At 48.0% G+C, this 21,738-nt stretch carries 17 protein-coding genes and 2 tRNA genes; 9 read left to right on the top strand and 10 right to left on the bottom strand.

All coding sequences use genetic code 11. The features are described from left to right. Nucleotides 1-76: 76 nt before the first annotated feature. Together H6570_12910 and H6570_12905 are read right to left on the bottom strand one after the other, a co-directional pair. Nucleotides 77-742: a DUF4159 domain-containing protein gene (locus H6570_12910; GenBank protein MCB9320177.1), complete on the bottom strand. Its 666-nt coding sequence runs from the start codon at nt 740-742 to the stop codon at nt 77-79. Nucleotides 743-868: 126 nt separating this feature from the next. Continuing rightward, the gene (locus tag H6570_12905) at nt 869-1,555 is read right to left on the bottom strand and encodes a 16S rRNA (uracil(1498)-N(3))-methyltransferase (GenBank protein ID MCB9320176.1); all 687 of its coding nucleotides are present in this window, start codon (nt 1,553-1,555) and stop codon (nt 869-871) included. 136 nt (nt 1,556-1,691) lie between these two features. On the opposite strand from H6570_12905, the gene rseP reads away from it, so the two are divergent. Beyond that, nucleotides 1,692-3,032 carry an RIP metalloprotease RseP gene (gene rseP, locus H6570_12900; GenBank protein MCB9320175.1) on the top strand — a complete coding sequence of 447 codons (1,341 nt, stop codon included), beginning with the start codon at nt 1,692-1,694 and terminating at the stop codon, nt 3,030-3,032. Nucleotides 3,033-3,086: 54 nt separating this feature from the next. Here the strand turns inward: rseP and H6570_12895 are convergent, their stop codons facing one another. Next, complete coding sequence (locus H6570_12895) at nt 3,087-3,383, bottom strand: hypothetical protein (protein ID MCB9320174.1); 297 nt, start codon at nt 3,381-3,383, stop codon at nt 3,087-3,089. Between the two features lie 435 nt (nt 3,384-3,818). Here H6570_12895 and H6570_12890 point away from each other — a divergent pair, with 435 nt between their 5' ends. Then, complete coding sequence (locus H6570_12890; protein ID MCB9320173.1) at nt 3,819-4,133, top strand: type II toxin-antitoxin system HicB family antitoxin; 315 nt, start codon at nt 3,819-3,821, stop codon at nt 4,131-4,133. A gap of 743 nt (nt 4,134-4,876) precedes the next feature. Here H6570_12890 and H6570_12885 read toward each other — a convergent pair. Further along, nucleotides 4,877-4,960: transfer RNA gene (locus H6570_12885), tRNA-Leu, on the bottom strand. 179 nt (nt 4,961-5,139) lie between these two features. Here H6570_12885 and H6570_12880 point away from each other — a divergent pair. The 3 genes from H6570_12880 to H6570_12870 all read left to right on the top strand — a co-directional run bounded on the left by H6570_12880 (nt 5,140) and on the right by H6570_12870 (nt 6,384). After that, nucleotides 5,140-5,589, top strand: a complete 450-nt coding sequence (locus H6570_12880; protein ID MCB9320172.1) for a hypothetical protein — start codon at nt 5,140-5,142, stop codon at nt 5,587-5,589. Between the two features lie 136 nt (nt 5,590-5,725). Next, nucleotides 5,726-6,112 carry a DUF2541 family protein gene (locus H6570_12875; GenBank protein MCB9320171.1) on the top strand — a complete coding sequence of 129 codons (387 nt, stop codon included), beginning with the start codon at nt 5,726-5,728 and terminating at the stop codon, nt 6,110-6,112. A gap of 188 nt (nt 6,113-6,300) precedes the next feature. After that, nucleotides 6,301-6,384: transfer RNA gene (locus H6570_12870), tRNA-Leu, on the top strand. A gap of 167 nt (nt 6,385-6,551) precedes the next feature. Here the strand turns inward: H6570_12870 and H6570_12865 are convergent. Beyond that, nucleotides 6,552-7,283 carry a glycoside hydrolase family 13 gene (locus H6570_12865; protein MCB9320170.1) on the bottom strand — a complete coding sequence of 244 codons (732 nt, stop codon included), beginning with the start codon at nt 7,281-7,283 and terminating at the stop codon, nt 6,552-6,554. 393 nt (nt 7,284-7,676) lie between these two features. On the opposite strand from H6570_12865, the gene H6570_12860 reads away from it, so the two are divergent. Continuing rightward, entirely contained in the window at nt 7,677-11,966 is a 4,290-nt protein-coding gene (locus H6570_12860) for a T9SS type A sorting domain-containing protein (GenBank protein MCB9320169.1), read from the top strand. Between the two features lie 50 nt (nt 11,967-12,016). Here H6570_12860 and H6570_12855 read toward each other — a convergent pair whose 3' ends face one another. Continuing rightward, nucleotides 12,017-12,934 (bottom strand): tetratricopeptide repeat protein, encoded by a 918-nt coding sequence (locus H6570_12855; GenBank protein ID MCB9320168.1) that lies wholly within the window; start codon nt 12,932-12,934, stop codon nt 12,017-12,019. A gap of 11 nt (nt 12,935-12,945) precedes the next feature. Next, nucleotides 12,946-13,554, bottom strand: coding sequence for an HAD-IA family hydrolase (locus H6570_12850; GenBank protein MCB9320167.1), 609 nt, complete (start codon nt 13,552-13,554; stop codon nt 12,946-12,948). 332 nt (nt 13,555-13,886) lie between these two features. Here H6570_12850 and H6570_12845 point away from each other — a divergent pair, with 332 nt between their 5' ends. Both H6570_12845 and H6570_12840 read left to right on the top strand, forming a co-directional pair. Next, on the top strand, nt 13,887-15,035 hold the full coding sequence (locus H6570_12845; GenBank protein ID MCB9320166.1) for an AraC family transcriptional regulator: 1,149 nt from the start codon (nt 13,887-13,889) through the stop codon (nt 15,033-15,035). A 124-nt stretch (nt 15,036-15,159) separates the two neighbouring features. Further along, a complete protein-coding gene (locus H6570_12840) occupies nt 15,160-16,638 on the top strand; it encodes a CRTAC1 family protein (GenBank protein ID MCB9320165.1) in 1,479 nt (492 codons plus the stop codon). 135 nt (nt 16,639-16,773) lie between these two features. On the opposite strand, the gene H6570_12835 is transcribed toward H6570_12840, so the two are convergent. Together H6570_12835 and H6570_12830 are read right to left on the bottom strand one after the other, a co-directional pair. After that, entirely contained in the window at nt 16,774-18,219 is a 1,446-nt protein-coding gene (locus H6570_12835) for a hypothetical protein (GenBank protein MCB9320164.1), read from the bottom strand. A gap of 83 nt (nt 18,220-18,302) precedes the next feature. After that, entirely contained in the window at nt 18,303-18,704 is a 402-nt protein-coding gene (locus tag H6570_12830) for a 2TM domain-containing protein (GenBank protein ID MCB9320163.1), read from the bottom strand. Nucleotides 18,705-18,924: 220 nt separating this feature from the next. Here H6570_12830 and H6570_12825 point away from each other — a divergent pair, with 220 nt between their 5' ends. Next, nucleotides 18,925-19,716, top strand: a complete 792-nt coding sequence (locus tag H6570_12825; GenBank protein ID MCB9320162.1) for a mechanosensitive ion channel family protein — start codon at nt 18,925-18,927, stop codon at nt 19,714-19,716. Nucleotides 19,717-19,969: 253 nt separating this feature from the next. On the opposite strand, the gene H6570_12820 is transcribed toward H6570_12825, so the two are convergent. Then, nucleotides 19,970-21,559 carry an amidohydrolase gene (locus H6570_12820; GenBank protein ID MCB9320161.1) on the bottom strand — a complete coding sequence of 530 codons (1,590 nt, stop codon included), beginning with the start codon at nt 21,557-21,559 and terminating at the stop codon, nt 19,970-19,972. Nucleotides 21,560-21,738 lie beyond the last annotated feature (179 nt).

Below are 21,738 nucleotides of genomic sequence, written 5' to 3'. Positions count from 1 at the left end.
TTCATAAAGGATGACCCTGGTCAGCGCAGTTCCTGCTTTGGTTCAAACGGCTGAATCAGTGGCTCAGGCAGCCGGATCAGGTCAGTTTAAAGACGTACGAGACGATGTTGGCACCCATCTCCAGCGCTTTCTGCCTTTTCTCAGCTGGGTCTTTGTGGACTTCCGGGTCTTCCCAACCATCCCCCAGATCACATTCGTAGCTATAGAAACATACCAGCCTGCCTTCCCACAACAGGCCAAATCCCTGGGCGGGTTTGCCGTCGTGTTCATGGATCTTGGGTAACCCGTTGGGGAAGTTGAATTTCTGATGATAGATGGGATGCTCGAAAGGAAGCTCAATGAATTCCAGTTCCGGGAACACTTTTTTCATCGCCACCCGGACATAAGGATCAATCCCATAATTGTCGTCGATATGCAGGAAACCACCGGCAAGCAGATAATTACGCAAATTGGTGGCTTCGTCATCGGAGAAGACCACATTGCCATGCCCGGTCATATGAATGAATGGATAATTGAAGATGTCCGGACTCCCGACTTCAACCGTGGCGTAGTCGGTGGTGAAGTGTGTACCGAGCTGTTGATTGCAGAATCGGGCCAGATTAGGCAGGGAGGTCGGGTTAGCATACCAGTCGCCACCTCCATTATACTTCAGCAATCCCATCTGCAGGGTGGGGCCGGTCGTAAAATGCATTGTAAGGAATCCGCTTAGGATAAGGACTATCAGGGATGTTATCTGCTTCATAGCTACTAGAACGACACTGGTCGGGGTTAAGTTTGCTTAATAGGAACAAATCTAACCAAATTGGATCAGCGAATCAGTCCTGCCTGATTGGATTTTGTGGTGTCCATCCACTTGTATTATCCTTGTTCAGCCCAATAGTGCCGCGGCAGCCATGAGAGCGGCCGTTTCGGTCCGCAGGCGATAGGCGCCTAAGTGTACCCGGGTGAAGCCGGCGGAGATGGCTTCTTCCAGCTCCTGATCGGAAAAGTCCCCCTCCGGCCCGATCAGTAAGGCCACTTTTTCCTTGGGCGCAGGGAGTGCTTTGAGCGCAACATTTCCGCTGGCATGGGCAATGAACTTATGCGGCAAATCCATGGCGGTATTAAGCACAGACTTCCAGTCGGTCAGTGGATAAACTTCCGGCAGATAGCACCGGTTGGATTGTTTCATGGCAGACAATGCGATGTGTTGTAGCCGGTCATGCCTTAATATGCGCCGTTCGCTGTGGTAGCTGGTGAATGGATGAAAAGCCTGCACGCCAATTTCGGTAGCTTTTTCAATCAGCCATTCCATCCTGTCCATCTGTTTTGTGGGTGCAACAAAGAGATGAACGGCAGGATAGACCGGTGCCTGGGCCGTCACCCGTACAATTTCCAGCAGACACTTTTTTTTATCCGGATTGAGGATAACGGCTTCTGCCAGATGGCCCTTTCCATCGGTAAGATGGACGATCGATCCATGGCCCTGGCGCATGACCTGGGTTGCATGATGGAACTCCGGACCTTCCCAGAGCAAGGGAGATGACGATAGATCGGGATGATGGTAGAGTTGCATGCAGGCCGCCGAATTTGTCCGTTTGTAGATGGCAGACGCAAATTTGCCTAATAAATGTACCTTTGCGGACTAAAAGTAAAACTTTGGTTCTACTTACTTCGTTTATTCCAAGTGTTAAAACAGAACAACGACTCGAATGGGGATATTGATCATTGTACTCCAGTTAATTCTCAGTCTTAGCATACTAGTCATCTTACATGAAATGGGGCATTTTTTCCCCGCGAAATGGTTTAAGACACGCGTAGAGAAATTTTATCTGTTCTTTGATCCCTGGTTTTCACTTTGGAAGACAAGGAAGGGTGAAACCGAATACGGAATCGGCTGGTTACCCCTGGGTGGTTATGTGAAGATCTCCGGTATGATCGACGAAAGTATGGATACCGAGCAGATGAAGCAGCCCGCTCAACCCTGGGAGTTCCGCTCCAAGCCAGCCTGGCAACGTCTGATCATCATGCTGGGCGGAGTCACGGTCAACTTTATCCTCGGGTTTCTGATCTTCGGAATGATCTTCTGGGTGTGGGGTGAAAAATACCTGCCCAATGGTCAGGTTCAGTATGGTATCCATGTGGACTCCCTGGCGTATGATATGGGTTTACGGAATGGAGACAAGCTGGTCTCCATCAGCGGAGAACCGGTAGAACGCTTCTCTGACCGTGACCTGATCCGGGCTATAGTCATCGACAATGCCCGCCAAATGGTGGTCAACCGCGACGGTCAGGATGTCACCATCGATATAGATCCTCGGTTTGTTTCGGTATTATCGAGCAATAAAAATAAAGGTGCTGTTCTTTTTGAACCGCGCATTCCATACCTGGTTGGCAGTATTGAAAAAGGCTATCCGGCTGAAAAAGCAGACCTTAAACCCCAGGATAAAATCGTTTCCCTGAATGGGGATCCTACACCTTTTTTTGATTCGTTTTACGACAAGATCAAGCAAGTGGGACCTAACCAGACAGTCACTATAGGGCTGGAACGTCAGGGGACACCCCGTCAGGTAACACTCGTAACCAATGACGAAGGAAAGATCGGGGTATATCCGACACCTCCCAGTGAACTTTTCACCCTGGAGACCAACCGGTATTCATTGGTTGAAGCGTTACCGAAAGGAGTTACCGCCGGGATTGGATTTCTTTCCGATCAGTTGAAGGCATTCGGACAAATGTTCCGGGGTAAGATCAAAGCTTCGGAAAGTCTGGGCGGTTTTGGTACTATAGCCAGTTTATTTCCGACCGAGTGGCATTGGGAGTCGTTCTGGCGGGTCACTGCAATATTGTCTCTGATCCTGGGCTTTATGAACCTGTTACCGATCCCTGCCCTGGATGGTGGTCATGTGTTATTCCTGTTGTATGAGGTCGTTTCCGGCCGTAAGCCCAGCGATAAATTCATGGAATACGCCACGATTGCCGGCTTTGTGCTGATCATCGGATTGGTATTGTACGCCAATGGCTTAGACCTGTTACGGCTGTTCCATAAATAATTAATCGAGAGGTCTAAGGTAAAATCATGCACCCGGCTGTACTTGGGACAAATTTCAACCTTCAACCTTCAACCTTTCTGTTACTATTTCTTCCCATTCCTGGTCCAATGTAATTTCAGGGTAGGGCTTTCCTGCCTTCCGATACCAATAGCCGGCATTCCATTCATCTCCTTCCCAGCGGTGGAGGTAAGCATGAATCCAGGATCCTCCCATATCATGCAAATCCTGCGCGATGTTATGTGCCTGTCCCCAGTCACGCTTTCCGGCATACCACATGGCCAGCAGGTGCGGATTCATGCGCTGAGGTGGGTGGTCCGATTGAAGCAACCTACGAAATTGCTGCAAATCCATCTTCATTCCTGAACGATTAATAGAGTTGTGATAAAACGCTCTACGAATGTACTGTTTGGAAAGCCTTTTCAGGCACCGAAGTTGGGACTTCCTTCGCTTCACTCAGGATAAACTTCTACAGGACTATGGTGGTCGAGATCCCATTGAGTTAGGGCTTAAAAATGCTGTTAGACATTGAGCGCTTGGAATTGCTACTTACAGCCGGGGAGATAATTCTCATCGCGATGAGATGCTGCAAACATTCCGGGGACATATCGAAGCCTAATGCACGATCCGATTATCCTGAAGTAATGACCGTAACATTGTGCTGGAGATTAGAACGGGTGGAAGAATTAGAGTGGTTTGTGCAGAAGTTGTAAATAGTGTGGGGGGAATTAAATTGCTGTGTGGTTACGTTATATGGTGTATATTAGTGTTAACTAGCTGTAAGCATAGATGGTTTATACCGCCACTTTTGAAGTTTTCATTTACCAGGATGAAGAAGACAATCTGTTTTATGCAGAGTGTCCAAGCCTTGATTTGGTAGATTTTGGGGACACCAAGGAGCAAGCTAAATCTAATTTTGAAGTTCTTTTAGATATGTTTTTTGAGGACATTATCGAACGAGGGACTTTCAGAGAAGTGATGACAGATTTAGGTTGGAAGTTTAGTGATACACTTGCTGCTCCAAGGAATCGGAGACCATCACCCAAATTGGTTTCAAAATCTGAACGCTTGACTGAAGCCCGTCAGTTAGCGGTCGCCTACTAATTTTAATAAATGTCAATTGGCCCAATACCTCTGAAGAGGTGGAGAGATTTTTTAAAGTTTCATGGCCTTGATTTTGTATCCACCAAGGGTGGACATGAGAAATGGAATAGACTAGAGCGTCCATTTAAGCGACCCGTTATGTTTTCTTGCCATTCAAAAGATATACCAGTAAAAATCATTTCTACAAATCTTAGAACAATGGGATTAGAAATGAAAGACTTGACAAACTTCCTAAAATAGATTCTTTTCACCTTGCAATTGTTCACTGTACTTATCAACATAAGCTTTACCGCTAAACCTTAGAAAGATATCAGACTAAGGCTCTTATTCACAGACAATGCTTTATCAAGCCTTGATGCAATTGTAATACGTTTGGAAGCAGTAGAGCATCAAACCCGGGTGCATAATTTTCTGATACTCTTGTTTCAGGTTTGATCTGTTCGCAAGTAGAAATTTTCGACTTTTTACTCACAAAGCCTGGATAGATGTGTATGTCGATGTTTTGGTAATCTCATTAATTCAAAAACCAGCCTTGGCGAGATATTGCCTGCTTTTGTCTTTCTATATTCTATCCTGATTGCCATGAGGGGCGTATGAGGGGCTATAGCACTCCGATTATTAGCTATTTAAAACGATACCAACTGATGCATGTATACATAAAAAAGCAAACGTAAGTGACTGATAATTAAGACAATAATTATCCAACTATCACAAGATCAATCACTTACGTTAATGCTAAGAAGTACCGAAGGTGGGACTCGAACCCACACGATATTGCTATCACTGGATTTTGAGTCCAGCGCGTCTACCAGTTCCGCCACTTCGGCAAATGGTGGAGCCCGTTTAGGGACGACAAATTTAGGGTTTTTTCTGAATTTGTAACAGTAAGGTGATCTTTTGTTCTTTGCGTTTTAGAATAGAAATCAAACCCCAAACCAACCTTCCGGTATCACTATGCCGTTATACTATAAGAATCATCGATCACTTATATTAAGGTATAGCATTTATGAACCGGATCTTGTGTTTCCTATTCCTTATGGCCGGATTGGCTTGTTCTAAGGATGAAATGTCCCTGGGCAAAGGGGAGTATTTCATTTTCGGCATTTACCATGGATTCTGTGCCAGTGAATGTGTGACCCTTTACAAGCTGGAAGATGGTAAGCTGTATATCGATGCTATGAGCCGGCTGGATGCAGAGAACCTGGCATTTTCGGAAAACCCATTACCGGATTCTTCCTATCAGAAGGCCTTGCAGATCTGGGAACAATTCCCAGCCAGGCTGCTCACCGAATCAGACCGTATAGGTATGCCCGATGCCCACGACCAGGGTGGTTATTTTATCCGTCTTAACCGGGAGGGCGCCACGCGGGATTGGTACATTGACACGGTCCTGGAGCGACTGCCACAATACCTGCAGGTATACATTACCAGCCTGAATGAAATCAAACTGCTCTGAACCCACGACCTGGTAATTCTTTTCAGTTAACATTAAACCTTCGATTATTTTTGGTATCTATTTGGATGTAATTCCGCGGCCTGGTATCGGCAGATCCTCCGGCGGAAACGATTAATCAATTCAAAAAAGAAATACCATGAAAACGTTGGCTATGATTTTCAGTTTGTTGGCAATAGCTTCGATCGCTTATGCACAGCCAGGAAACTGGGATAAACTCGGAACACGCAAGGTTACCTTTAAGCAAGATTATGACGAAATCGTAGTGACCGCCCGTGAGGGTACCTTCCAATCACTTAAACTAATGGTTGAAGATGGTCCGGTTGAAGTTGACCACATTGTGGTACATTACCGGAAAGGCCGTCCGGAAGAGCTGAATGTAAGAGAAAATATCCCGGCCGGGGGTGAAACCAGGGTTTTGGACTTAAGAGGGACAAACCGGGTCATTCGCCGGGTAGTATTTTATTATAAGTCTTCCAACCCGGATGGACGAAGAGCCACCGTTACCCTTTATGGAAAACATTAAGGGCCAAAAGATAAAACATCAGTGGTTTAACACAAATGTTATAACCCTCAGGTAGCCATGGTGTTTTACCCATACAATTGAGAAAAAAATCTATACATCGAGTGGGAGAGAATGAATAATTTGATATTTTTGTTCTCACTTGTATAAATCAGTCTCAGAGACGAATCGTTCTTTTTTTCCAATCTTAGGCCGCAGTGGCGGAATTGGTAGACGCGCACGTTTCAGGGGCGTGTATTCGCAAGGATGTGTGGGTTCGACTCCCACCTGCGGCATTTTAGCTGAGATATGTGGATCGCCTTATCCCAACGACAGTATAGATCACAGGATTTATCAGCTGCTTAAGAGATAAGTCATCCCAAGAAACAAGTAAACAAAAAAAGGAGTAAACCAACGGGTCTACTCCTTTTTTGTTTAAGGTATGTTCTTGGAGGACAGCTCCTTAGGCTTTCTTACCGCCTTTCAGACTATCCTGTAATTTTTTCAGTTCATCCCATTTTCCGGCAGCAGCCAGGCTGGCTTGTTTTGGCCAGGTGGTGGGATCATGCATTTTATAGCGTGAACCAGCTTTGTCCAGAATACCTTTCAGCACTTTAAGATCGGCTTTTGCCAATGATGCATAAGAGGTAATGTCAGCTGCTTTTAACAAGTCTGCAATTTTCGGACCAACACCTTCGATTTTCGTCAGGTCTTCTTTTACAGCCACCGTTTTAGCAGCAGCTTTCGGTGCAGCAGCTTTTTTCGGTGCAGCCTTTGCTTTTGCCGGAGCTGCGTTAGGTTTTACTTCTTCGGCTTTTGATGCCGCAGTAGCTTTACCCTTGGTGGCAGTTTTTACGGTTGCTTTGGCAGGAGCAGCTTCCACTGCAACTTCCAGGTTTACGACCGAGTTGTAAACACCAGCATAAGGTGATGGAACATAGTCATCGGCAGCCCAGTCATTTTCCCATTTCAGGTTATCCAGCATGTAACGGAATTCATACTTGCGACCAAGAGCCAGTTCGATGACCGTTTGGTATTCTTTACCAGCAACTTTCATCAACGGGCTGTTTTCCCATTTCCAGTCACTGAATTCACCTACTACCCGAACTTCTTTAGCTTCGGCAGCAGCTTCTTTCGGCAGCGTAAAGGTTACTTTTGCTACCTTTTTTGTTTTTTGATATTGCTTCTTCAACATAGTTTTCAAAATTTTAAAGCGGTCAATAATTTGATTTCACGTTTCGCGCGCAAAGGTACACTTTATTTGCGCAGAAAGCAAGACGTAACTATTTGTTTACCAGCGCCTTAGGGTGGGGCAAAATGGTTTTGTGTATTGATGGCAAAATAATATTGCACAATTTTTGACTCAGCCGAAACCCAAGGATCTGTGAATTATCGCCTGCCAAATAAATAACGGTGCGGGTTGGGCATAAATTGGATGGTTTTCTATTGTTTTTTTTTAATTGTGTAGGGGTTTTGTGGTGAGTTAGGTACAGATTAGATAATAATTGAATATGTTATCTCACGTTGGTCTTTCGTGTAGCTGGCATTTTTTCCTCTATCTTCGTCAGAGTCCTATAGAATGATAACCATGATACGTATCTACATTGCCTTCTTTTTGTCAGGCCTGATCGGCATAACCAATGCACAAGCGCAGGGATGCACCTTGTCCTGCCACGACCTGGTAAATATCTCGCTGGATTCTGCCTGCCAGCGTACCATCGTACCTGCCGATTTATTAACCGGTAACCCTTCCTGCTTTTACCTCTACACGGTAGAGCTTACGTATGGTTCGAGCAATCTGGGTAACATGGTTACCAAAGATTATATTGGCAAGACCCTCAACTACGCCGTTATTGATACATCGTCCAATAACCGCTGTACCGGTAAAGTAAAAATAGAAGATAAATACCCGCCCACGACACGCGTACCTGACGTGACCATCAGCTGTTTTGACCCATATCCGAATTTATCCAACCTGCACGATGCCTGTGGGTTTACTCTGGCTGTGACTCAACGCGGCTATGACCTGGAATATTATCCCTGCGGCAGCACCTATGAAGGCCTGTATTCACGCTATCTGCGGATATCCGATCCCTGGGGCAACTTCCGGGATGATACCCAAATGGTCTACCTGACGCGACCGGATTTTTCCTCATTGGTTTGTCCCAGTGATAAAACCCTGGCTTGTGACCTCAAAGTGGGCAATAAGTACTTGTTGCAGGATCCTGCCTACGTTGTATTTGACAAGGATGGTTATGCACATCCCAAACCCATCGTAAATAAAGAGACACGACAGAGCACCGGACTGGTGGATCCGCCGGCGATCCGGAATTCACAGGGACAGTTGTCCTATCTGTGGGATACCGACGGGGCTTGCCACCTGGCTGTGGATTATAGCGATGTGGTAATTGCCGATTGCGGCTATGGATATAAGATCCGCCGGGAATGGACCGTGTACGATTGGTGCACCCACGAAGAAAGGCATTGTACCCAATGGATCTACATCAAAGACAATTACGGACCTCAACTGGTTAAACCCAAGGACATTACCGTAGCTACCGGCACTTCGGACTGCAAGGCAAACGTGTCCCTCCCATGGCCGGAACTGAAATCCGCATGCGGTGGAGGTTCGGCTGCATTTGCACAATCGTATTACGAGATCCTCCGGGTCAATGATGATCACTACCACACCACGACTAAAATATTGCAGGGTGATCTGACACCGGCAGGTGCCCAGGCCTGGGTCGAGCCCGGACATTATGAAGTTTGGTATGTACTCGAAGACAAGTGTAAACGGGTTTCCAAGACTTCTTTCCTCCTGGACGTGTATGATCTTACCCCACCAGTCGCAAAATGCAAGCCCAGTCAGCAGAAATCACTGGATGGCTGTTCCAGTAAGATATGGGCCAAAGACCTGAATGCCGGAAGCAGCGATAACTGTTGTAGTGTGATTCACGTAGCCATCGCCCTGTCCGACAGTGTCACCTATTACCGGGAATACTGGACGAATTACCTAAAGTCCTGTCTTGGCAGCAGCTTGTACAAACAAAAACAATCGGACTACGAAGCATTGGTGGAGGACTGGATCAACCTGTTTGTATTCGATGACTATGTAGATGTGCAGTCCTGCGGAAATGTCAAACTTGAGTTACGGGCATTTCCTGCCTGTGGAATGACCACCAAAGCGCAGGCTGGATACCCGGGTTCCGACCACAGCTGGTTCTGCATCACCGCCTATCCGGATTACTTTTGTCATTATGCGGATCATTATCTGGATGAAGGACACCCCCGGCCGGGTATCGTCTGCAATAAATCTGCCAGTACCAAAGCCTATATTGATTTTTGCAATGCGACCATGAGCTCGATCTATAGCCGGCTTGGAAGGGATGGCGTGGATTCCAAAACCATTGATAAAATGAAAAGCTGGCAATGGGTGAGTGCTCAGCAACCCTATACCGGCGGCTATGGCTCCTGTACTTCCACCTGGACTTTCACTTCCCAGGCCAACTGGAGCTTGCAGGGAGCACCGGATGCAACCGTCTTCTCCGACGGCACACCAGGCAAGGGTGTCCTGGAGACGGCTGGCCTGCATATCATTCTGACCGCTGAAGGCAATGCCGACGCGCTGGATTGCAGTGAAGGTACCTCCTCGACATTTAACACCAATTACGGCTACAATCAATTCAAAGATTTCTCTGGGTGGCAAATCGATGGTTACACCACAGACATCCCGACGCCTGCCTATTGCCCTTCCTGGTTGGCATTGGATTACTACAACGGACGCACCGTACAACCGGCCAGCCTTTTTGTTGATCCGCAGGTAACCGATGGTTGCAGCTCCATCCAGCTGACCTCCAAAACGACCACCAGTAATGAAGGGAACAACACAGTTTATACGAAAACCTGGACAGCCAAAGACGGCTGCAGCCATACCCGCACTGCTACCCAAAAGGTTATCCTTCAACCCAGGAGTGACTTTGAGGCCACCTTCCCGGCGGATACCCTGATTGGCTCCATGGACAGCCTTTCAGAGACTGTGCAGATCGCTGATGATGAAGAAGAATCTCTTTCCATTGACCACCAGGATGAACTGTTCGATGCCAATGGTACCCGCTACATCGTTCGTAAATGGATCGTACGGGATCTGCGCTTTTCCGGTGCCTCGGTTACCGGGCCAGACATCATCGTTGATGACCGGATCCTGGCTAGCCCGGACCGGATGGTACCGCGCAACCTGAAGGACAATGGCGACGGGATCATGGAATACCTGCAGTTGATCGAATTACGGAGCCAGGATACTGTTGCGCCGGTCATCGCCTGTGCGTCAGACACCTTTGAATTGTGTGTGAATCCTATCCTTTGCCTGACCGACACCTCATTAGTCCTCGGAGAGGCAACCGATGATCAGCCAGCCACCCTGCAATATCATTATGAAGTATGGGCAGACACCATTATGGTATCCCGCCAGGCTGGTGCTTCTCTGGACCTGCCGTTGTTGGCAGGTGTTTATCATGTGGTGCTTAGCGTGGTCGATGGGGGAGGAAACAGTGCCTCCTGTACTGCTGCATTGATCGTAACCAACTGTGATCCGGTAGGCTATTCTTTCAAAGATTCGATTTCACTCAGCCTGGATAGTTTTGGAATCGCCACACTGGTGATAGACTCATTGATCAATGGTGAGACAATCGCGTGTGATTTAAGTTCTGAGGTGTCCTTTTCAACGGATACCCTGTTGCAACGCATTGCATTTTCCTGCGGTGATCCGGCTGGACAATTGTTGGCTGTCTATACCCTGGTAAATGGAGCCGTGACCGACACGGCAGGGGTTTGGGTTTCCATAGAGAATAAAGGAGAAATTTGTCAACCTTGCGGGCCGCTTACACCCTGTCCGGATTCGATACCTCCCATGCTGATCTGCGCTTCCCAGGAATTCAGGATCTGCACCAATCCATTGGTATGTTTATCAGATACTTCTTTCCTGCTTGGTCTCGGCATGGATGAAACTACCGTTGCCGAACATCTGCATTTCCATTACCGGGTACTTCAACAAGGCGATACCCTGGCAGAACGCGAAGGTCACCTGTTTGACCTCCCCTTACTGGCCGGCGTCTATACCATTGAACTGATGGTTGAAGATGCTGCAGGCAATCAGGCCATGTGCCGCTCTGAGTTGACGATAGAGGACTGTTGTTCCAGCTGCTCCGGCCTGGTGGTTCTTTGTCAGGATACGGTGGAGCGTGCGATGACGGAAAATAAACAAGCCATGGTGCTGCTCGATGATGTCGACGCAGGTAGTTTTGACGATTGCGGAGGCGAATTGTACCGTTCGTTCCGGCGGGATACATTGATGCCTTACCGGGTTATCACCTGTGCGGACTCGTCTAATTTGAACAATGGCGTTCTAGCCCTGATCTGGTACATCGGAGTGTCGGGAGAAATCCTGGATTCCTGTACGACACAGGTGAAGGTCCTCGATTTTGGCACTTATTGTGCGCCGCAGTCCGAAGCACCCCTGACGAAAACCGCCATGAACCGGGAATTAATGGTTTATAATGATCCGGTGCAACTGGGCAAATCCATCCATGGAGATGTACCGGAAGCACAGGGTCTGAACCGGTCTTCCGGAACCTGGCAGCTTACCCTGACGCCGAATCCGGCTTATTCACAGGTAATGGCTCGTGTTGAAGCACCTGAGACAGGAAATACGACCCTGCATATCATCGGTCTGGACGGCAAGGTATGGGTTACGCAAGAGGTTCAGGTGGTCAAAGGGATCAATCAGGTGGTATTGTCTTTGGCCGCGTTACCTTCCGGTTTATATTCCGTCATGGTGTCTTCTCCGGAACCTAAACAAATAGCCCGGTTGGTGAAGCAGTAATTTCACATGAGATCAGATCAGAGGATGTGATGGTGCGTCCTGCTTTGGATTTATAACCCACGGTTCAGGTCGGCTTCAGCAGCAATGTATCCGAACGCAGCCCAGTTGTCAAGTCGCAGGATTTTCTGCAGGATATCCTGAGCCTGCTCCTTCTTACCTGTGCAATAGTAGAAATTGGCGACACCATAACCCTGCGTGATCAGGTTCAAAGTTTCATCCTCATTCCCGGATTTTCCGGGAAATAGGTCCTCCGGTTTACGCAAGCCCTTGTACATCAACAGCCGCTGGTGGTACGATTCGTTCTCAATAATGGTCATTTTCTCTTTGATGGGTTCCAATAGTTGACTGGCTTCCGTCATCTTACCCTGACGACAAAGGGTCATGTACAACCAGTCTGTGGTCGCGCATAACAAGTCATCGTTATTGGAGTATTGAAGACATTTACGATAGGCTTTGGCCGCCTGTTCGTAATTCGCGGTAAGATAATAGGCGAGCCCCAGGTGATAGTAGATGTTAAAATGCAGATTGGATAAGGGGATGTTCTTACTGTTTGGCTGGCCGTCCGGTTCTACTTCCAGGGGCATATTCTGGGCTAGACGGGTGGCGTGTTCCAGGTCGGAAATGGCACGGTCGAATTGCCTCGTCGTAATGAATCGGTGGCCCCGATGCCGGTAGAGATGCGGATTGTTGGGAAATAAATTGATGCCATAAGTGAACATCTGAATAGCCTTGTCAAATTCCCAGGCGTAGGCCAGGCGACGCCCAAACCAGATGATGTTATCGACATCATTGGGATCGTTGGAGAAAGCCTGTTCCGCAGCCTCCAGCTCAGCTTGTTTCTTTTGGGTAATCTCTGCAGATTCGCGGGGAGGGGTAAGCGGATTGCCGTCCAAAGCCAGGACTGGCTGCTGGGAAATAGCGAGGGAATAACTGCCTGTCAGCAATAGAATCAGGGGAATGAATCGCATAAGCAAATGAATTATAATTTAATATCAAACAATTGAAGATCTGCTTTCAGCTGTCCGGGATGCAGAAATTGGATGGCTTCCATACCACTTGCCTTGGCTGCAGCTACATTGTTTGCATTATCGTCAATGAACAAGCCGGCACGGGGATCCAGTTGGTTTCGCTCAAACAATATCTGATAAATGCCGGCATTCGGTTTAACCAGCTTCTCCTCACCGGAAACAACGATATCCTCGAAATAATCCAGGAAGGGAAATAACTTTCTTGCGGTGGGAAAAGTCTCCGCAGACCAGTTGGTGATGCTGAATAAACGATGGGTTTGGTTGGTACGCAATTGTTCCAGCAGATCGAGGGTGCCCTGGTGCGCACCGTTCAGCATTTCCGGCCAGCGTTTCCAGTAAGCCTGAATGGCATCCCGGTATTGGGGAAAAACGGCGATCCGGTCACTGCATGCCTGTTCGAATGGATAGCCTCCATCCATTTGTTCATTCCACTTGCCATGACAGATCTCTGAAAGGAAATAGTCGATTTCATTGGGATCTTCAAAAAGTTTCCGGTACAGATAGCGAGGATCCCAATCGATCAGTACTCCGCCTAAATCAAATACGATGTAGTCAACCATGGTTAAAATTGTCCGGTAAAAATATCATTCCTGTGTCGAAACCCATTCTGTCTCACAAAAATAACCTTCTATCAATGGCAGGCTCGGCCAAAAAGAAACCAACAATCGTGCAAAAAACAAAAAGTAAGAAATGATCGGTATTAACGCCGGATAGCACGGATATGGCGATATTTAGTCAATTACAATTATTCTTTCTTCCCGGAGAATGAACTTTCGGTTGACATTTATTGCAGCATGCAGGTTTCTTTGAAAACACAAAGCGCTGCTTGCTGGATTCACTGAGTTACAGGTCGGCATAGGGATTAGACACTGGGATGATAAATTGTTTCGGAATGCCCGGATTCTGGTATTTACTTTTTCTGGCCATCGTCTTTCAGGGATGCTTCATGTCCCTCCTGTTTTTGCTGACTGCAAAATCAAGGCAGGCCAATCTCTACCTGGGGCTGGCCCTCCTGGCATTTTCCGTTCAGTTGGGGATTTATATTTTGTATTGGGAAGGCAAACTGGATACTGAATTCCCCTGGCTGTCGCCACTTGGAGTGTATTTGCAATTGCTCTTCGGACCTTTGTTATGGCTGTACATGAAGTCCCTGAAATACGAGGCTGCATTGCGAAGCAGGGAAGCCCTGATCCATTTGGGAATTGGACTTTTAGGCATCGCCTATTATTTATATTCCCGTGTGCTCTTTCCGGTAGCCCCGGGAGGTGCTCCTCTATTCCCCAGAAGGTATGCGGTATTGTTTTTCTTCATGACAGGTATTCTTTCGCTTGGATTCTATGGGTTTTTAATGGTCCGCACTGCGTACCGGGATCAGTCCGGCTCCCGGTTTAAAAGCAATTGGCTGAAACAGATCGTGCATTTTTACGGGTTGTACGTGCTGGCCTACTATGGATATTATGTCCTGGTTCGCAAATCCTTTTTTACTCCTTACTGGGATTACTGCATCGGATTACTGATGGGAGTCGGGATGTATGGCATCGGCTATATGGCTTATCGTTTTCCTCATTTGCTGGATGAAAAGAATCAAAAGAAAAAACTGATCGGTGAACAATACGAATCTTCAACGATCACTGACAGTGCTGTTAACTCGATCCTTCGCCAGCTGGACCGGGAAATGCAGGAAAAGGCATGGTACAAGGATAACATCAGCCTGGATTCATTGGCAAAACGCATTAACGTCAACAAGCATCAGCTTTCCCAGGTCATTAATCAGGGTAAGGGAATTTCATTCACCGAATACATCAATAAACTCCGCATCGATGAATCCATCCGGTTACTGAATGAACATCCGGACCTTTCCATCAAGGAAGTCTACTTTAAGGTTGGCTACGCCAATAAAACCTCCTTTTATGCCCATTTCAAAAGGATAACCGGCATGACTCCCACCGAATTCAAAGCATTGCCTCACCGTCCTGCTGATCACCGGAACAGAACCGACGATTCATCAACTTCCGGCCCGTCTCCCCGGACGGAATCCTAACTCAGGATCTGTTCCTAAAAGTCAAATTCCTCCCTAATAAGTCAATTTTGATGGGATTGAACTTCGTACCGGGGCTTCCGGTCTACTTTGCATCATGCCCTTTTTGCAATAAAATGATCCTCACATGCGAATCACGGTCTCCATCCTATTGGTCTTTATATTCTGGTCCGTAAAAGGCCAGGAATTCAAACGAATATCCGGGCGTGAACCCGATGGTACAGATTCCATTCAGCTGGGCAGGACAGCCACTTATGCCGGTGCGGCCTTTGTGGATGTGAACGAAGACGGCTATCTGGACCTGTCCGCTGCACCGGGATATCTGTTGATCAATGACCGGCAAGGCCATTTTCAGTTTGTACCGGATGCCTTTCCCGGTTCCAGCAATCCGGAAAGTACCAACTGCGGTGTCACCTGGGCGGACTTTGATAATGACGGTCATCTGGACGTTTGCATTGCCGGCTACCCGACACAACTCTATCGTGGACTTGGCAATGGAAATTTCGAGCGGGTAGAACAGGTATTATTCGCGACGGATTCCATCCCGGCCTGGGGAGCCGTTTTTGGAGATATCAATGGAGATGCCTGGATCGATCTGGTGACGGTGTATCCGGACAATTTTGTCCAGGGCGCTCCTTCAGAAGGCAACCGGTTGTTGTTGAACGATCATGGGATCTTCAGGGAAGACCGGAACTATACATTTACTACCGGAGCTGCACCTTATACGGTAGGAACCATCATTGACTTTGATGAGGACGGAGATTTCGATTTGTTTTTCGGTACCGGCCCGGGCGGCCCTTCCGGATACGATTCCATTTACATCAACCGCCGGCAGGAAACCCATGGTGAGGTACTGTTCAGTCACCTGTCTGGATATCCGTTCACCGATTCACTGCAAAATGGTCAGGTCTATTCATTTATCGATCTGGACAATGATCTGGATTTGGATCTATTTCTGACCAATTGGCAATCGGTCCCCAACCGCCTTTATCGCAATGAAGATGGACACTTTGTAGAAGAATCCTCCATTTTATCCAAGCATGGGACCTTCCTTTCGCCGGTATGGGGTGACTTTGACAACGATGCTGACCTGGATCTGATCCTGGTTCAGCAAGTGGGCCTCACCGAACTCTACCTGAACGATGGTGTCGGAAAATTCACACGTTATGATGGCTGTTATCCGCTGTTGGCTACATTGGCAGTCGGAGGGACGGCAGGGGATATCGACCGTGACGGCGACCTGGACCTTTACCTGCATTCGCGCGGCGTAGGTAAGGCTTTGTATGAGAATGTGTCCAATAATGGCAACCACTGGATCCAGCTTGATCTGGAAGGAACGGCCTCAAACCGGGCGGCAATCGGCGCTAAGGTGTCCACTTATGCACGGCTACATGGCACATTGCTCCACCAGCGAAGGGACGTGTCTGCATGTAACACCTTTAACGGGCACAATGCATTGAGACAACACTTTGGATTAGGAGAGGCGACGCGACTCGATTCCATTGTGGTCGACTGGCCTTCAGGTATCCATAATGTCTGGAAAGATGTCCCCATGGATCAGATCCTTTCCCTTAGAGAATCGGATCCGGCACAAGGCCAGAAATGAACCGGGCCATTCAGAAACTATTGCAACATCATACCAAAACGATGACCGGGACTTTGCCGGTAGTACCTTAAGGAGGTAGCCACAACCTGATGAGGATGGCTGCCTTTCTTGTTTAGGGTCCAATGGTTGAAGTGTTCAGCGGTCTACCGGAAATGATGGTTTTTCAACATCCAGGTATTTCTGCCCTGCCAGCGTTTCCATGGCTTTATCCAGATGATCCGGTTGCTGCAAAATGCAGATAATATACGTATTGCCGGTAGTCTCATCCATATGTGTCAGTATGGTCTCGCCGGTGATTTTTAATCCATTCAATGTAGTTCTCAGGGCCGGTATTTCCTGGTTGAGGCTGGTAAGCACTGCAGGCTGATTGCGGTCGACGATGATCAGGTGGGTGGAATTTCCCTGCTTTAAACGCTCCAGACTTGACGTTGCGGTGATGGGGCTGACAGCCCAGGCATTGCGGATGATAAAATGGGAACGGATGGTGGTCATGATTTGCTGGATACCTACCGGATCCTCTTCATCCACGTAAACATTGACTTCATTGAGCAGGTTGTCATAAGAAAACAAAGACCTGGGAAAGGATTTCGCAAATGCCTCAACAGCCTGATGCACAAACGATTGATCAAGCGAATGTTTGGAAGTAAAATAAGTTTTGATCAGCGGATAGATCGCCTTGGCATAACCATTGATTGTTGGGTCATTGTACCACTGACCAGTATCCAGCTGCCCATGCAATTGTTGTTCCGCCCACCCGTTGCCGATGGCCGTGGCCAGTCCTTCATCCAGGTAACTATAGGCGAAGGAACGGTAGGGTGAAGTCTCTTCATTAAACCAGGTGTCGATATTGTTTTGCACTTGCTGACTCTGTTCTTCAAACAGCAGGTGACACATTTCGTGTACGATGATGCTTTCCCGGTGTTCAGCCGCACCCGGATGACGGGTCAGGAATCCACATACCAGCACATTACCATAAGGTGTGGCAGCGGTATTGCCTTCCAGCGCCGGAATAGGATACAGGTTTACGATAAATGGCAATGATTCCGGCCAGGCCGTCTGATAAAATGCTTTCGCCTGTTTGAACAGAGGTAATAGCCGGGGTATTCTGGAGATCATTTCCTGCTGCATCGATTCCAGTGTGGTCAGGTATGGCTCCCAGAAGGTTTTCCGGTAATGGGGTTCTATGGATTTAAGGATTGCGATTAGCCTGATCATATCCTGGTTCGGAAGGATGCCGGTAATACGGGTCTGGAAATCCTCCAGGTCAGTGGCATGAGCGGCTGCCAGCATCAGGAGTTTCCGGGTGGAAAGGATGACCTTGCGTGAAGAGGGGTAACCTTCACGAATGAATTGATATTCGGTACGTAGATTCTGGTAGTCCTGCAAGGCCTTTTGCCAGACATTCGCCGGCAATTGTTCCTCGGCTTGTTTACGCAGGGTAGGAGAAGTGCCGGTAGCGCCCTGCAGGGTCTCCAGCAGGTTGAGCATGCCCATAACCGGGCTAAGCTTTACCTCAATGGTCTGAGCGTGAATCGTTTGAAAGAAGGAAATGAATATAAGGACCAGGAAGCCTCTCGGCATACAATTCCAATTTATCTACCTGAAAGATAAGTTACTGCGGGCAGGACTTATTGCGGATCACCGTGGTTAACCCAACCTTAACATCACACCAGCTCATCGTCGCGATAAGGCTTCTGCGCCTGATAAGCCTTTTCCAGTTGTTTTAGTTCCATGGCCACCTCTTCATCTCGGCGAGTCTCATTTCGGCGGGTAGGCGGCTGATGGTAGCGGTGCCGTTCCAGCCGGGCAAGTTCTTTTTGCATTTGTTTTTCTTCCCATTCATCCGGATCGGAGCCGGGAAGTCCATAAGCCCGCAGGTAATGCATGGATAAACCGAGACCCCAGCCTAACATTGGCCAGTAAAACCAGAGGTCATGCCGGTCGGTGAGCATATTCAGGATAAAAAAGAATGTGCCCATGACGAGGTATACCCCCAAATGCTTGCGGAATCTGGCTTTGGTGCGCACCCGTTTATAGGCTATCCGATGGAGGTCTGCATCGTACATCTGTTTTCAATTATTCACTTTAATGCAACTTAAAAATAGATGGTAGCGGACATAATTGCAACTGCTTAACGACCTTTTAAGATCAATTGGTATCTGATCTCCACTAACCAAATGACTTTATCGATCTGGGGAACTGAATTCCGATGTGACTTTTTCATATGTCTCCGTCAGAAGAACAGCAACCGAATAATCGTAAGACATGAATCAGGATTTTAGTTTAATGATAGGCAAATGGGCTGACACCATGATTGCCTGGGCACCGAAATTGGTTTCCGCACTTCTCATAATTATCATCGGTTTCTGGATCATCAACTGGATCGTGCGGTTGGCCGGTAACTGGATGAGTCGTGCCGGGCTGGAAAAAGATGTGCATCCATTCCTTAAATCCCTGATAAGCGTGGTACTTAAAGTATTGGTTGTGATCAGCGCAGCCGGTGTGGTTGGGGTTGAAGTGACGGCTTTTGCCGCTCTGATCGCTGCTGCGGGACTGGCCATAGGGATGGCATTGCAGGGTACCTTATCCCATTTTGCAGCCGGTGTCATGGTCCTCATCTTTAAGCCCTACCGCGTGGGCGATCTGGTCGACCTCCAGGGGGTGGTAGGTCATGTATCTGAAATACAGGTATTTAATACAGTCATCAACAGCCTCGAAAACAAGAAGGTGATCATTCCGAATGGAATTGCCACCAGTGGCATCATGACCAATTTATCCGCGAACGGCAAGCTGCGTGTCGATCTGAATGTGGCCATGCCTTACGAGGAAGATTTTGAAAAAATAAGAGGCATCATCCGGGAAGCCCTCCGCAATACTCCGGATTTACTACCGGACGAGCCCACCATCGAGATCGAGAAATTTGATGCCAACAATGTGCTGCTTGCCGTACGGCCGTATGCTACGCCGGAAAATTATTGGGGTGTGTATTTTAATGCATACAGCAATATCAAGAAGGCATTTGGCGCTGCCGGAATACCGGTGGCTTATCCACGTACTAAAGTCGAGATGATCCCATAGCGGGTTGAGTGTATTGGGGGCTGAAAATGCTTCTGGAGCGTCAGAATTTTCGTTTTAACATCCATGATATGCTCCGGAGTGTTCAGTCCTCATGATAAAAGGGAATTTAATTTCCCTCTTCGCATGTCCTTCAATCAAAACTATGAAAAATGCGGCCTGATCCTGTATGATTGGGATCAGGCCGCCTTATGCGATGAATTATCTTTCCGATTGGAGGCCGTCAGGTATGATGCCGGTTAGCCATCCGGCAGTCTTATTTTTTAACTCCTTTGACGGTAGGATAGGTGATACCTAATTGCTGGAGGTAATTGTCGTATTTGGTCTCGTCGTAATAATACTTTTCCAACTGAGGACGGTATTCTTCCATGATGTCCTGGTTCAGATAGGTTGCCGGAGCGTCGTCCGGTCCTACCATGGGAATGTATTCCTGCTTCATCCCTTGTTCTTCACGGAAATATTTCCAGGCATTTTCTACCAGTTCTGGCCGGGTGATCAGGTCAATCAGGGTCATTGCTTCCACCTTGGCGCCGGCGACCACGCCTTTATGTGCGATGGGTGTGGCCATGGCTACGGCATTAGACCAGTGGTGCCCCTGCAATCCGGGAATATTGGATGGGAATCGCAGCGTGACGGTAGGCAATTTCCAGCTGATGTCACCAATGTCATCCGAACCACCACTGATGAAACGGCCATTGGGACGATCCAGGGTATCCAACTCCATGGCCAGGCCACTGGTATCATTGGAGTTGACATCCTGCTGCAAAGCTCTGGCCAGGGTCTGGTCAGCTTCACTCCATTCAGGCAGGCCGATCACCTTGATGTTCTCGTACATGGCTTCGGCGATGGGCTGGTTAAAATGCCGGGGCCAGGCGGAACCCAGTATTTTACGCGAAACGGTTGTTTTAGTCATCATGGCCGCTCCGTCTGCAATGCGGTTGGCATTTTCGTACAATTCCATGATTTTTGGATAGGTGACGTGACGGAAATAATACCAGATGGTGGCTTTGGATGGCACCACATTGGGTTGATCTCCGCCGTTCTTGATCACCGAGTGGGACCGCTGGAGCGGATCCAGGTGTTCACGCTGGTATTGCCAGCCGATGCTCATCAGTTCTACCGCATCCGCAGCACTCCGGCCCCGCCAGGGGGCTCCGGCAGCGTGTGCGGCTTCACCTTCAAAAGTATATTCCACGGATATCAGGCCGGTACCGGGGGCTTGTCCATAGGATACTCCCATATTGTTGCCCACGTGGGTGAAAATGCACAGGTCGGCATCATCAAAATAACCATCACGCGTAAAATAAGCTTTGGTTCCCACCAGCTCTTCCGCTACGCCAGGCCACAGCATCAGCGTTCCGGAGAGATGGTTTTCTTCCATTACTTCTTTGACCGATAATGCCGCAACGATATTTAATGGATTACCTGAATTATGCCCTTCACCATGTCCCGGAGCTCCGTCTATGATGGGATCATGGTATGCTACACCGGGTTTCTGACTGGCCTTGGGGATGCAGTCCAGGTCACTGCCGATCGCTATGACCGGCTTCCCTGTGCCCCACTTGGCTACCCAGGCAGTAGGCACTCCGGATATCCCGTATTCTATGGTAAACCCGTGTTCTTTCAGGATGTCCGTGAGGTACTTAGAGGTCTCCACTTCCTGAAAACCCAGCTCAGCAAAGGAGAAGACCTTATCGGTCATCACCTGTGCCATTTTTGTTTTTGCCTCAACTTTAGCGACAACGTCAGCCTTCATGGCTGCAATTTGTGCTTCGGTATCTGCGGGTTGTGCAGCCGCCAGCCAGTAAAGACTCAGCAAACACATCACAATAGTCATTCTCTTCATAAGTTGGTTATTTAACGTACGATCTAAAAATAATAAATTGAAGGAAATCAGGGCAATTGGGGCAGATCATTTGATCCGGTCATTCTGTGATGGCTAAGTTCAGGGATAAAGACGATCCACAAGCTACAATATGAGCCATTTTGCGATCCATGGGATGAGCGTTACCATCCAACTTCTTT

The sequence above is a fragment of the Lewinellaceae bacterium genome, from assembly GCA_020636135.1.
In the GTDB taxonomy this organism is placed as follows: domain Bacteria; phylum Bacteroidota; class Bacteroidia; order Chitinophagales; family Saprospiraceae; genus JAGQXC01.
The sequence above is the reverse complement of the archived record's forward strand: the minus strand, read 5'-3'. Positions and strand labels throughout refer to the sequence as shown.